A 14131-nucleotide genomic window follows, 5' to 3' on the forward strand; every position below is an offset into this window, starting at 1 on the left:
GAATGTTAGCGAGCACCTCGAAAGGTGTCAACTGATGAAAAGCAATAAAATCTGTCTTTTCAATCGACTGCTGAAAAGCTAGCCAGCGACGCTGATAAAAGCATCATAGTGGCGAGTGATTGAGCATAGAGGCTATTTTTTTCTTGACTTTTTACACGGCCGGTTATGAAAGGGCTCTCAGCGGTTACCCACAGATTCTGTGGATAACCATGTGCGTGGATCTTGATCAACTGACTATGTGACTGATTTTATACAAGCTTGACGCAGCCATAGTCGGCATGGGAATGACTGTAAGGTATTGATTTTTAGTGTTTGTGATTTTTTTAACGCAATCAGTTTGAAAAAAAAACGATCGTGGATTATGCACAGGTCGCTATTTGTTCAACCCTTGAGTATCGGGGATAAAAAAGTGATAAGAGAGGACATTCAGGAGAAATACGCGCGAAAACGCATGATTTAGAGGCTTTATCTTTATTGCACTCTATGCTCTTTGCACTTGATTTGCTTCGTGCTCGTCTTTGCTTAGAGCTATGTTTTCGCTTAGACAAGCTGGCTGCGATGGCTGCATGCCAAAAGAGGAACGATAGGTTACCTAGACACCTTCATGAGATCAAGCGTCCAAGACGAAAAAGATCGCAATTGGCAGTTTGTCAGTAGTTAACCGCAATCGTTGACTCCGCAGGGCGAGTCAGGACAATAGACTTTTAGCGTTAGCGCCCCAAGCTGGACATCGTGGTCAGCCCCAAACAGGATAGGTTCATGAGTAAAACATTTACGCTGCATTCTGCTTTTAAACCATCAGGTGATCAGCCTGAGGCCATCCACCGTCTGTGTGAAGGGTTAGAGGCCGGTCTTGCCCACCAAACGCTGCTGGGGGTAACAGGGTCGGGAAAAACGTTCACCATGGCCAATGTCATTGCTGAGCTCAATCGCCCTACTATGATATTGGCTCCCAATAAAACATTGGCGGCGCAGCTTTATGGGGAGATGCGCGAGTTTTTCCCTGACAATGCGGTGGAGTACTTCGTTTCTTACTACGATTATTATCAACCAGAGGCATATGTGCCTTCGACAGACACCTTCATAGAAAAAGATGCGTCGATTAATGATCACGTTGAGCAGATGCGTTTGTCGGCGACAAAAGCGTTGATGGAACGCCGTGATGTGGTGATTGTGGCGTCGGTCTCTGCTATTTACGGCTTGGGTGACCCTGATTCGTATTTAAAAATGATGCTTCACATTCGCCGCGGTGACTTTTTAGACCAGCGTACCATTTTGCAACGCCTCGCTGAGTTGCAGTACACCCGCAATGATATGGCCTTTGAGCGCGGAACCTTTCGCGTTCGCGGTGAGGTCATCGATATCTTTCCGGCTGAATCAGACAAAGATGCCATACGGGTGGAGCTGTTTGACGACGAAGTGGAAACCATCAGCGTGTTTGATCCCTTAACGGGGCAGGTGAGTGTCAAAGACATGCCTCGTTGCACCATCTACCCTAAGACGCACTATGTCACCCCACGAGAGCGTATTCTCGAAGCAGTGGAGCAGATAAAAACGGAGCTATCGGCACGTAAAAAAACACTGCTTGAGCATAATAAACTGCTGGAAGAGCAGCGCATCACACAGAGAACGCAGTTTGATATTGAGATGATGAATGAGCTGGGCTATTGCTCGGGTATCGAAAACTACTCGCGTTATTTGAGTGGTCGTGCAGAAGGCGAACCACCACCGACCTTGTTTGATTATTTACCCGCCGATGGACTGTTGATCATCGACGAGTCGCACGTCACCGTGTCGCAAATTGGTGCCATGTACAAAGGCGATCGCTCGCGTAAAGAGACCTTGGTGGACTATGGGTTTCGGCTGCCTTCAGCGTTGGATAACCGACCGCTAAAATTTGATGAGTTTGAGGCACTCGCGCCACAAACCGTGTATGTTTCCGCCACGCCGGGTAACTATGAAGCTGAGAAATCGGGCGCGGATATCATTGATCAAGTGGTGCGTCCAACGGGGCTTATTGATCCTGAAATAGAAGTGCGTCCGGTCGCGACTCAAGTGGATGACTTGCTCTCTGAGGTACGTGCTCGTCGTGAGCGAGACGAGCGCGTGCTGGTGACGACCTTGACCAAGCGTATGGCAGAAGACTTAACCGAATACATGCAAGAGCATGATGTGCGAGTGCGTTACCTTCATTCTGATATTGATACGGTGGAGCGCATGGAAATTATTCGGGATCTCCGTCTTGGTGAGTTTGATGTCTTGGTCGGGATTAACTTGCTTCGTGAAGGGTTAGATATGCCTGAGGTGTCTTTGGTCGCGATTTTGGATGCGGATAAAGAAGGCTTTTTGCGCTCTGAACGTTCATTAATTCAAACCATTGGCCGTGCAGCACGTAACCTTCACGGTAAAGCGATTTTATATGGCGATTCGATCACCAAGTCGATGAAACGCGCCATTGATGAAACGGAGCGACGCCGGGCGAAGCAAATTGCACATAATGAGGCGCATGGTATCACGCCACAGAAACTCAATAAGAAAGTGATGGACGTGATGGAGATAGGCACGGGTAAACGGGGTAAAAGCGCGAAACCAGCAGTCAAATCGTTGCGTGCCGTTGCCGAGCCTGATGCGGACTATGCGTTGAAGTCACCACAACAAATTGATGCTGAAATCAAAAAACTGGAAAGTCAGATGTTTGAGGCAGCGCAGAACCTTGAGTTTGAAACCGCGGCACAATTGCGAGATCAGTTACAAGCGCTGCGCGAGCAGTTTATTGTAAACAGCTAATGGGATGAAAAAGCACCGCGTGAAGTAAAAAAAAGCCAACCTAAATGACAGGTTGGCTACAGTGTTTCAGTGAGTGAAAACTCACAAACAACGTCAGTTGGCTAGGTGACCCCTGAGGGTCACTGGAATAGATGCATTTGGCGTGCCAAAAATAAAAGATAGCCATTACATCGACAAAACGTGTGGTTTTAACGGACTCGCCCAGCTACAATGAGGGCACAATTGCATAATGCAACGCATTTCGCATACGCTCGTGCAACTGAGTGAGTTATCGCTACACGCCGCGATGCGATTCTTGGAGGATACATGCCAGCACTATCACCCAGTAAACGAATATTGATGGTGGAAGATACGGCGTCGGTTGCGGCGTTATATAAATCCTACCTTAACCCCTTAGATGTGGATGTCACCATTGTAGGGACGGGTCAGGATGCGATGGCTTTTTTCGAGCAAGAAGGCGATCAGTTAGCACTGATGATCTTAGATCTACGCCTGCCGGATATGTCGGGCATTGATGTGCTTGCCAAAGTGCGAGCAGTCGCGCCCAACTTACCCGTGATTATTATGACCGCTCATGGCTCGATTGATGCCGCTGTCGATGCCATGCGTCATGGTGCCAATGACTTTTTGATCAAGCCTTGTGAAGCCGATCAGTTGCGTGTCACGGTCAATAAGTCGCTCAAACCCAAGCCGAGTCATCCGGGGAAAGCGACCAAACAGGAAAGTGAATACCACGGGTTTATTGGTCGCAGTCTGCCGATGCAGGCGGTGTACCGTGTGATCGAATCGGCTGCGCCCAGTAAAGCCACGGTGTTTATTACCGGTGAAAGCGGGACCGGTAAAGAGGTATGCGCAGAAGCGATTCATGCTGCCAGTACGCGAAGTAACAAGCCAATTATTGCACTGAATTGCGCGGCTATCCCGAAAGATTTGATTGAAAGTGAGTTATTTGGTCATGTGAAAGGAGCCTTTACTGGCGCTGCGTCTGAGCGTGAAGGGGCCGCAGAAATGGCCAATGGTGGCACCTTATTCTTGGATGAAATTTGCGAAATGGATATGGATTTGCAATCCAAACTGCTACGTTTCATTCAAACGGGGAGTTTTCAAAAGGTCGGCTCCTCGCAAGTAAAGTCGGTGGATGTCCGGTTTGTCTGTGCCACTAACCGCGATCCCTGGCTCCAAGTACAGCAGGGGAAATTCCGGGAAGATCTCTACTACCGCTTGCACGTTATTCCACTCGAGTTGCCGCCTTTAAGAGAGCGTGGAGACGATGTGATCGCCATTGCCAACGCCTTACTCGCGCTGTTTTCCGCTGAAGAAGGCAAAGATTTTTGTCGTTTTAGWGACGAAGTGACCACTCAGCTCCTTCGATACGACTGGCCAGGCAATGTTCGGCAGCTGCAAAACGTGATCCGTAACATAGTGGTATTGCATAACGGCGAAGAAGTCAGCAAAGAGATGCTACCATCGCCAGTCGCTCGCGTTTCTGGTGCTGAAATTGCATCTACAGGGGATAACACGCGATCGGAAGCGGCGAACAGCGCATCAGCAACTCACGAGCCCGTCAAGCCAGCATCGCCAGTGGTGATGAAAGCCGATATAGAACCATTATGGAAAACGGAAAAACGTGCTATTGAAGTCGCGATCGACGTGTGTAATGGCAATATCCCGCAAGCGGCGGGGTTACTTGAAGTTAGCCCTTCAACCTTGTACCGAAAACTACAAGCTTGGCAAAAATCTGCGGCGCATGAATGATAGGAATGGATGTATGGCCACCACAGTAAATACTGAAACATTACGTCGACTGAAATCAGAAGTAGGCGAGGATACGGTGACGGTTTTGCTCACTGTATTTAGCGACGAGCTATCCCAATACCATTCTCAATTGTCTGGTTCGCCATCGATCGAGCAAGTTCGCGAGATCAGCCATGCGATCAAAAGCAGTGCTGCCAGTTTTGGTGCGGATGATCTGGCCGAGATGGCGCGTGAGTGTGAATCACGCGTCAAGCAAGGGCAACAGGAGTGGATGACACATCATTTAGATGAGCTGACCGAGATGTTACGAGGAACGGCCTCTACCTACCGAGAAATGGCCGTCGAGCAAAACTTCATCAATAGCTTGACGTAGTTTATCCCTGTCATGACGCCAATGATGATTTGAGGAGGCCAAGCTGGCCTCTTTTTGTTGGTAACGTGTGGCAAGCTGCGACGCGTTTTGTTCTCCGATCACAATGTCGATTTCTTTCCCACCCATTGCACGCTCGCACCAAGCAAGCATAGTGGCTAAAGACATGTCACCCGCCGGCCCGATTTCCTTGCCAAGGTTTCTAATAAACGCCAGTTTGGCCTGTGTATGTTTCAACGCACGGCTGAGTTCGGGGACGAGCAGCGGCGGCATTACACTGGTTAAAAAACTGCCAGGGCCGAGCAAAATCAAGTCAGCCTGCTCGATAGCCTCAATGGCTTCGCGGGTCGCGGGGACGGCTGGGGACAAAAAGAGACGCGTCGGGGGAGCGCTTAGCTCATCAATATGTGTTTCCCCCGACACCGTCTCACCCTCTGGCGTTAACGCGGCAAGCTCAGCAGGGTGCTCGGACATCGGCAGTAAATTAGGGCGGATATCTAGCAGATCGCGAATAAGTTGGATGGCTTCAAGCGGACGGACTGAGAGGTTATCCAGTGCCGTAAGGATCAGGTTGCCCAAATTATGCCCGTTCAGCTCACCTTTCCCTTTAAAGCGATATTCAAACAGCATGGAGCCGACCGAGGGCTCAGTGATTAATTGGTTGAGGCAGTTACGAATGTCGCCCCAGGCTATCCCCCCTTGGCATGCACGGATACGGCCAGTGGATCCCCCGTTATCGGTTGTGGTAACAATGCCTGTTACCTGCTCGCCATATATTCCCAATGCCGATAAGACGCGCCCCAGACCATGCCCGCCACCGATCGCGACGATACGTTGTGAATGCTGATCTGAAACCTGTTGGATCATTGCGTCGTTTCCTGAGAAAAAATCAATGTGCCTAGTTTACCTGAAGCTCAAGCGACTAGGTATTTACCGGAGCAATAAAGTGTGAGCAAGTCAGGAAAGTGGGACAAAAGGGTGAAGGCAAAAAAAAGAGGTAACGCGTCGCGTTACCTCGCCCAATCAAGCAGATGAATAAAAAGGGCAAATAGCAAGGCAGCAATAAAAACGGTTTAATGGGGATCTTGCATCATGCTCAACAGATAATCCCGTGTGGCGACACAGGAGCTGTTCGCCATTAACTGTTGTTTTTCCCCGGTGGGGAGCGGCAGCAGCTCTAACCAGCGCTGGCATAACCACGCCAAATTGGAGAACTCGGTCTCTCGGTGCATTTGTTGTAGTTCAGGGTAGCGCTCAAACATCGACTGTAAACGCTCCACGAGAGGCTCGCTTTGTTTGTCGACGTGGCAATCAGGCCACCGAGGTAATGCGTTGACCGAGGCAAACAAGATGTGGTTGTGCTGCTGGTTAAACGCATGAATCGCAAAGCGTGCGGTTCCCCGTGCCGTGATCACTAAGCAGCCATCTTCTTGGCTTCGGGTATAGTCCTCAATTTCAATAAAGGTGCCAATATCGACGTGAGAGCGCTGGGCTTGTGTTTCCGCCATACACACTCCGATAGGGAGTCCATGCTTTAACGCGAATACGAGTGTGTCTAACGAGTCGCCTGCTGGGATCCGAAGAGGTATCCGGCCCCCGGGCAAGATGTGACGATCATTAAACAAAATTGGTGTGGATTGTCCCATGTGACACCCCCTGACAAGCAATGGCGTTGGTCTAGTAATCTAGATATTGCAAAAGGGGTGCCTACTTTTTGAAACGCCCGTATACCAGCGGTTCGGCATCGTGATGTCGCGATTGCGTAGCGCTTGAGGGCGAGAACTCGCAATTTGCAACGCAAATCCGCTCGCGATAACGCATTGTGCAAACGCTAACTTGCTCGCTTTGCGGTCGCCCGTGAGTAGGATTACACCCTGATTCGTCGTCAGCATCGCGATATAAAGACAAAAAAATAGCCTCCATTTGGAGGCTATTAAAGAGGTGTTTTTAACATCAACACCGCGTTAGCGGTTAACCTGTGGTTTTTTTCCTTTATTTGGGTTGTAACCATGGCGAACGCGTGCGCATAAAGGGCGCGAGGTTGAGCTTTGTGGTCTCATAGTCTTGCTTTTTACTCTCTTGTCGGAAGAAAAATTAGGTTGATGATCGGGAACAGCTCATCAACAACACAATGATGGGGGATAGAGCGCCGAATAACAACATCGTTTGTTTAAAAAAGCGTCAATATTGGTATTTCGTCTAAACAGCCGCTTATTATCAGCAAATGTTATTAAACTAAGGCAAGAGCGGGCCGATATCCGCTATGGCTCTGGGTTGAGACGTGGAGATGTTGTGGAGGCGAAGATGTTTGGCGTGCCTTTTCGGCAATATTTTGCTTTATTGACGATGAGGGTGTAGCTTAAAAATTGCACAAGCGGTTTGTACTGGCGTAACAGCCGAGTGGACTCGGTCGTTGTTCCGCGAGTGACTGTGCCAAATACTGATGAGTTCAGGAGGACACAATGAAACACAAGCGCTATAGCAACAAGAAAATCAAAGAAATGCTTAACGAGGTCATGCCAGAAATGGAAAAAGCACGTGAGGACAACCGTGTTCTGCGCGATCAGGCGAATGATCGTTCATCCGATAGTGGCCCCGTTTTTAGTCCCGACGATGCCAAAAAATAGTGGTTTATAGAACAAAGCCAGCCTGCGAAGCTGGCTTTGTTGCGACATTATCACCACTCAAGCCTACCGAAGCAGCCGTTTCTACGTTCTCCCTCCGTTCGACATCCGTGCCTGATCCTCGCATCTATTCGCGGCTAGCGTTTCCTCTGACAGACACCATTACCGCTTATTCAATTCAGATTTTGTGACCGTGATAGCTGTCTGACATCACGTGCATGTGTTTCTGTTGAGTTTTTTTGACAAATAACGTTTAGTATCGGCTTTACAATTAAGTAACATTTGACGCATATTGGCAGTCAAAGTCACTGAGATTGCGAAGATAGAGAGAGGCTTGTGTGTTTTTTCGACCGCAAGCTAGTTCAGCATTAGTGCCAATGCCCCCAGATTCAGTATAAATAGCAATTTGTTCCGTATTTTGTTTCTTGTGGTGAATAAAGCGCTAACGCGGCCTCGTCTTACCAGCTTAAAATTCCTTTATGCGACTTTTAAGTAGTGAAAGATGAGTTTTTAATCTCATTCTATGGCAAAATACTTCAGATTTATGGCAAAACACAGCGTTGCTTGGTAATGTTTTGCCTCTAATCGCGCAGCGAGGCGTAGTACATCTTTTTAGATTGTGCAAAACGGATTCCCCCGCCACGTGGCGTCGATTGTCATGGATGCAATAGCGATTGTTATGGAGTTACACGATGAAGCTAAACACGATCACCCGAACCCTCTTTATGGGCGCTGGCCTTTCTCTGGCTCTAGCAGGATGCAGCGAACCAGAGCAAAAACAGACCTCTCAATCCAACCCTGAAACCAAACAACAAGCCGAGTCCGCGACAGGCGAGCCGCAACTGGCGGCAGAGCAAGAGCTCGTGCGTGGTAACGGTGCCGAAGTGGCGTCGTTGGATCCGCATAAAACTCAAGGCGTGCCTGAGTCGCATGTTATTCGTGACCTGCTAGAAGGCTTGGTCAACCAGGATGCAGACGGCAATGTTATCCCTGGTGTCGCTTTGCGCTGGGAAAACGAAGACAACAAGGTGTTTACCTTTTATCTCCGTGAAGACGCCAAATGGTCTAACGGTGATCCTGTTACTGCGCAAGATTTTGAGTACAGCTTTAAGCGTGTGGCTGATCCGATGACAGCGTCACCTTACTCTTGGTACCTAGGCTACACCCACATGGAGAATGCCAAAGCCATTATTAAAGGTGACAAAGATAAAGACACATTGGGCGTTGAAGCGCTGGACGATCACACCCTTCAGGTAACGTTAGATACCGCGGTGCCTTATCTTGTGAAGATGATGGGTCACACCACCATGAAGCCGGTACACAAAGAAACGGTGGAAAAACATGGTGACCAATGGACCAAACCTGAGAACTTCGTGGGTAATGGCGCCTATGTCGTGGACAACTGGGTGATTAATGAGCGCATTGAGTTAACCCGTAACGACCAATATTGGGACAATGAAAATACCACGCTCGATAAAGTGACCTATTTGCCGATTGAAAACCAAGTCGCAGAAATGAACCGCTACTTGGCCGGCGAAATTGACATGACGTATGAGATCCCGAACGAGCATTTCCGTCGCCTGAAAAACGAGCACCCAGAAGATTTGTCTATCGTGGGTAACCTGTGTAGCTACTACTACATCTTTAATACCAAGCGTGAACCCTTTAATGATGTTCGTGTGCGTAAAGCCTTGTCTTATGCGATTGACCGTAACGTGATTACCGATGCGCTACTGGGTCAAGGGCAAAAGCCCGCGTATTTCTTGACGCCTGAAATTACCGCTGGATTTGATCCTGAGCTGCCAGCGTACGCCAAGATGACACAAGAAGAGCGTGATGCGGAGGCCAAGCGTCTGCTCAAAGAAGCTGGGTTCGGTGAAGACAACCCGCTCGACTTCTCACTGCTTTATAACACCAGCGAAAACCACAAAAAGCTGGCCGTCGCAATCGGTCAAATGTGGAAAGACAAGCTGGGTGTGGATGTTGCACTTAATAACCAAGAGTGGAAAACCTACCTGAGCACCAAAGATGAAGGTAATTTTGATGTCGCGCGCGCCGGTTGGTGTGGTGACTACAATGAAGCGTCTACCTTCCTCAGCTTGATGCGTAGCTCCAACTCATCAGGTGGTGTGCATTATGATAGCCAAGCTTATGATGCGATCATGGAAAACGCCATGACCACCACAGACGACGACAAGCGCACACAACTGTACTTGGATGCGGAAGCCCAGATGGCAAAAGACATGCCGATTGCGCCGATTTACCAGTATGTAAAAGCGCGTCTGCTTAGTCCACAAGTCGGTGGCTTCCCTGCCAATAACGCCGAAGAGAAGATCTACTCAAAAGATCTTTATATCAAGGCTGAGTAACGCCTGATTCACAGCTGATAAGGGAGCCGCACCACGCGGTTCCCTTGGCTGGTTGTCGTTATGTAGGTATAGCCTAGGTAGCGGACGCTGTGAGGCTCAAAACGAAACGGTACAGTTATGTTGAAATTTATCGCCAAGCGCCTTTTGGAAGCTATTCCAACGTTGTTGGTCTTAATTACTATCTCTTTTTTCTTGATGCGGTTTGCGCCAGGCAACCCTTTTTCAAGCGAACGTCCATTGCCCCCTGCCGTAATGGAAAATATTAATGCCAAATACGGCTTGGATAAGCCTGTGTTTGAGCAATACACCACCTATTTGGGCAATATCCTACAAGGGGATTTTGGTCCATCGTTTAAATACATTGATTTTACGGTGAATGAGCTGATTGCTGACGCATTTCCTGTATCGGCACAAATCGGTGCGTTGGCGTTTATCTTTACGCTGATTTTTGGGGTCACGATTGGCACCATTGCTGCGCTCAAACAAAACACCTGGATTGACTACACCATCATGTCCACGGCGATGTTAGGGGTGGTGATGCCATCCTTTGTGCTCGCGCCAGTGCTGATTTATATCTTCGCCATTAATCTTGGTTGGTTCCCCGCCGGTGGCTGGCAAGGCGGTGGTTGGCAATTCATGGTGTTGCCAATGATCGGTATGTCCTTGCTGTATGTGGCCACATTTGCGCGTGTGACCCGCGGTAGCATGATCGAAACCCTAAACAGTAACTTTATTCGCACCGCGCGTGCCAAAGGGCTCAGTTACCCTAAGATTATTGTTAAACATGCGCTCAAGCCTGCGATGCTACCGGTTGTGTCCTACATGGGACCCGCGTTTGTGGGCATTATTACTGGGTCGGTGGTGATCGAAACCATTTTCGGCTTGCCTGGTATCGGTAAGCTGTTTGTGAACGCCGCGTTTAACCGTGATTATTCATTAGTGCTTGGCTGTACCATTTTGATCGGTACGCTGACCATTCTTTTCAACGCGATCGTCGATATCCTGCTGGCGTATATCGATCCTAAGATTCGTTACTAGGGGTGACATGATGCTGACGAAAAAAGAAAACATTGACGCCCTCGAAAACTTTGCTGAAGAAGTCGATGTCAAGGGGCGTAGCCTTTGGCAGGATGCGGCGATTCGTTTTAAACGTAACCGTGCCGCGATGGCGAGCTTGGTGATTCTGGTATTGATTGGTTTGAGCGTGATCCTTGGGCCGTATATCAGTGCCTACGCGTATGACGCGACCGATTGGTATGCCATTCATGCGGCGCCTTCATTGGGCGTAGACGGACATTGGTTTGGTACCGATGCGTTAGGCCGAGATCTCTTTACTCGCACCATGATGGGCGGGCGTATATCGATCATGGTAGGCGTCATGGGCGCCTTTGTCGCCGTCTTGATTGGTACCTTATATGGTGCCACATCAGGTTTTATTGGCGGCCGCACCGATGCGGTGATGATGCGCTTGGTGGAAATCCTCCAATCGATTCCGTTCATGTTCTTCGTGATTGTATTGGTAACCTTCTTTGGCCGTAATATCGTGCTGATCTTCGTGGCCATTGGCTGTATTGCTTGGCTAGACATGGCACGTATTGTGCGCGGTCAAACACTCAGCTTACGCAGCAAAGAGTTTGTCGAAGCCGCGCACGTTTCAGGGGTGAGCACGCGCCATATCATTACGCGCCACATCGTGCCAAACGTACTTGGGATTGTTGCGGTTTACTCGACCTTACTAGTGCCGAACATGATCTTGTTTGAGTCTTTCTTGAGTTTCTTGGGCTTAGGTGTACAAGAGCCAATGACCAGTTGGGGCGCCTTACTACAAGAAGGCTCGCAAACGATGGAAATTGCGATTTGGCAGCTACTGTTCCCTGCCGCCTTTATGGTCATGACATTGTTCTGTTTTAACTATGTCGGCGATGGGCTTCGTGATGCCTTGGATCCAAAAGACAGATAAGCGACGTCTTTTGTCATCGTAAAAAACGCAATAATATGAAAAGCGCAGGTTTATTTCCTGCGCTTTTTTGTTACTGTTAAATGCGTGTTTCAAGGATGAGAATCGATAGCAGTGGTGGCTGTCGATAGAGTGACAAAGGAGCTGTCATGCGATCCCTCTCAATTCAATGGAAGGTCACCCTCGTGGCCAGTTTGTGCGTTGCTGTGACCGCGGTGACGTTATTAACCTTCTCAACCTACGTCAATAACCAGTTTCAGCAAACGGTCGGTCAGGCGAGTACCCAAACGCTGCGTAGCGCTGCTCAACGTCTTGCGACCAGTCAAGCTCAAGTTCAAGCGACCCATGTTCAGCGTTCTTTAGATGAAGCGGTGTACCGCGCGCAAATGCTGGAGCAAAGTGTGGTGTACCTACAGTATAACGCTGAGCAAAACTTTACCGACAGTGGCGAACTTCGCGGCTCAATCAATGAGCTGGTGCGTCGCTCAGTGGAGAACTTCGATACGGTTCAAGCCGCGTTCGTGGTGTTTAAACCCAATGCGCTTGACCAAGAAGATGACTTTTATCAGCTCGATACAGAACGGGGCGCGAATGCCGCAGGGCGTTTTGCCAGCCGCTGGCAAAAGCGGGATGGCGAGCTGCAAGGTACCGTGCTGAGCGAGAAGCAAATTAACAACGGCAATAAAAATGGCAATGGGCAAGCGGCGAATCATTGGTATCAGTGCCCATTGAACCAAGGCGCAGCTTGCGTATCTGCGCCCAAACAAGCGGGCAGTAGCCTGAGTGTCACCATTTCCTCACCACTGATGCGCGACGGACAAGTGCTGGGGGTACTAGGCATTGATATTGCGCTTGGCGGGTTACAGTCAGTGATCGCACAGGCAGATAATGCCCTGTTTGACGGTGCCGGCAATGTCAGTGTATTGAGCCAAGGTGGCCGTTTAGTGGCGTCTGATAACGCCCAAGTGAGCGGTGGCACTGTCGACGATTTACCCACCAGCCCTGATGCGATGAGCTCCTGGCTGACGCAGGGACAGCCACAGACTGTATGGCAAAAAAGCCAGTTGATGACCTACGTGCCGATTGCCTTGCCAGGCACCACGTGGGGAGCCCTTATCACCTTGCCGGAAGATGTCTTGCTCTCTGAGGCAAACCAATTAAGCCAACAAATTACCGCGCAACGCAGTCAAGCCGCGTGGACAGAACGTAGCTTAGGGGTTGTGGCAACCCTGCTTGCCTTGGTTATCGCCGGATTAGCGGCGCACCAAATCGTTAAACCCCTGAAGCTACTGGCGGAACGATTGGCAGAGATTGCCGACGGCGATGGCGATCTCACGCAGCGTATCCAGCTTAAAAATCGTGATGAAATTGGGGTACTGGCGGGGCGCTTTAACCGCTTCCTCGATAAGCTTCAGCCTATTATGGCGAATGTGATTAATAGCGTTGAAGAAGCGGAACATACAGCCAAAGAAGCCGCACGCGTGGCCGTGCAAACCCGAGATGGTAGCCGTGAACAAGTATCAAGCTTGGATGCAGTGGCGACAGCATCAGAAGAGATGACGCAAACGGCCTCCCAGGTTGCCAGTCATACCGAATCGGCGCTAGCTGCGGCCACCGCGGTGAATACAGCGACGGAGAAGGGTGAAAAAATTGTGACTGATTCGTCGCAAGCGATGACGCGTTTGGTGGAGACGCTGAATGGCGCGACCCACGATGCGCAAGCCTTACAAAAGAGTAGTCAGGATATCACCGAGATCTTGACGGTGATTGACACCATGTCAGAGCAAACCAACTTACTTGCTTTAAATGCGGCGATTGAAGCGGCGCGTGCGGGTGAGCAAGGGCGCGGGTTTGCGGTGGTCGCTGACGAAGTCCGTGAACTGTCACAGCGTACTAACCAGTCAATCACCCAGATCCGTACCGTGATTGATTCGTTGCAGTTAGGGGCAGAGTCAGTGGTAGCGGCGATTCATGAAGGGAATCAGCTAGCGGATGACACCGCTGAAAAGGTGCAAGAGACGGTGGCGAGCTTGGACCAGATTCGTACTGCGATGCAAGACATGATGGGGCTTAACAGTGAAATTAGCGCGGCGGCGGAGCAACAAAGCGCGGTATCAGGCGATGTGACGCAAAACGTGACCCATATTCGTGAACGCAGCGATGAACTCTTGTCGCATGCCGAATCGGCGGCGAGTATTGCCAGCCAATTGGAGGCGCTGGCTGGCCGTCAGCGTGCGCTAACGGCCCAGTTTAAAGTCTAATCTTGGTG

The 14131-nt window shown here is 49.7% G+C and carries 10 protein-coding genes; 8 read left to right on the forward strand and 2 right to left on the reverse strand.

Annotated features, from left to right (window positions below; translation table 11 throughout):
* The first annotated feature begins 759 nt into the window (after positions 1 to 759).
* The 3 genes from uvrB (at position 760) to BZG20_RS03005 (ending at position 4915) form a co-directional block, all read left to right on the forward strand.
* Positions 760 to 2787, forward strand: a complete 2028-nt coding sequence (gene uvrB, locus BZG20_RS02995; protein WP_046075316.1) for an excinuclease ABC subunit UvrB — start codon at positions 760 to 762, stop codon at positions 2785 to 2787.
* Between the two features lie 306 nt (positions 2788 to 3093).
* A complete protein-coding gene (luxO, locus tag BZG20_RS03000; RefSeq protein ID WP_241829512.1) occupies positions 3094 to 4542 on the forward strand; it encodes a quorum-sensing sigma-54 dependent transcriptional regulator LuxO in 1449 nt (482 codons plus the stop codon).
* A 13-nt stretch (positions 4543 to 4555) separates the two neighbouring features.
* On the forward strand, positions 4556 to 4915 hold the full coding sequence (locus BZG20_RS03005) for an Hpt domain-containing protein (RefSeq protein ID WP_046075318.1): 360 nt from the start codon (positions 4556 to 4558) through the stop codon (positions 4913 to 4915).
* On the opposite strand, the gene yvcK is transcribed toward BZG20_RS03005, so the two are convergent.
* The gene (yvcK, locus tag BZG20_RS03010; protein ID WP_077578075.1) at positions 4847 to 5779 is read right to left on the reverse strand and encodes a uridine diphosphate-N-acetylglucosamine-binding protein YvcK; all 933 of its coding nucleotides are present in this window, start codon (positions 5777 to 5779) and stop codon (positions 4847 to 4849) included. The genes BZG20_RS03005 and yvcK overlap by 69 nt on opposite strands.
* 206 nt (positions 5780 to 5985) lie before the next feature.
* Positions 5986 to 6558: an LON peptidase substrate-binding domain-containing protein gene (locus tag BZG20_RS03015; RefSeq protein ID WP_077578076.1), complete on the reverse strand. Its 573-nt coding sequence runs from the start codon at positions 6556 to 6558 to the stop codon at positions 5986 to 5988.
* An 816-nt stretch (positions 6559 to 7374) separates the two neighbouring features.
* Between BZG20_RS03015 and BZG20_RS15980 the strand changes: the two genes are divergently transcribed.
* The 5 genes from BZG20_RS15980 to BZG20_RS03035 all read left to right on the forward strand — a co-directional run bounded on the left by BZG20_RS15980 (position 7375) and on the right by BZG20_RS03035 (position 14123).
* Positions 7375 to 7539, forward strand: coding sequence for a hypothetical protein (locus BZG20_RS15980; protein WP_158010011.1), 165 nt, complete (start codon positions 7375 to 7377; stop codon positions 7537 to 7539).
* A 689-nt stretch (positions 7540 to 8228) separates the two neighbouring features.
* Positions 8229 to 9905, forward strand: coding sequence for an ABC transporter substrate-binding protein (locus BZG20_RS03020; RefSeq protein WP_077578077.1), 1677 nt, complete (start codon positions 8229 to 8231; stop codon positions 9903 to 9905).
* 117 nt (positions 9906 to 10022) lie between these two features.
* Positions 10023 to 10943 carry an oligopeptide ABC transporter permease OppB gene (gene oppB / locus BZG20_RS03025; protein ID WP_046075322.1) on the forward strand — a complete coding sequence of 307 codons (921 nt, stop codon included), beginning with the start codon at positions 10023 to 10025 and terminating at the stop codon, positions 10941 to 10943.
* A 10-nt stretch (positions 10944 to 10953) separates the two neighbouring features.
* A complete protein-coding gene (gene oppC / locus BZG20_RS03030) occupies positions 10954 to 11865 on the forward strand; it encodes an oligopeptide ABC transporter permease OppC (protein WP_046075323.1) in 912 nt (303 codons plus the stop codon).
* 146 nt (positions 11866 to 12011) lie between these two features.
* Positions 12012 to 14123: a methyl-accepting chemotaxis protein gene (locus BZG20_RS03035; RefSeq protein ID WP_077578079.1), complete on the forward strand. Its 2112-nt coding sequence runs from the start codon at positions 12012 to 12014 to the stop codon at positions 14121 to 14123.
* Positions 14124 to 14131 lie beyond the last annotated feature (8 nt).

Source organism: Salinivibrio sp. IB868 (assembly GCF_001995655.1).
In the GTDB taxonomy this organism is placed as follows: Bacteria; Pseudomonadota; Gammaproteobacteria; order Enterobacterales; family Vibrionaceae; genus Salinivibrio; species Salinivibrio siamensis.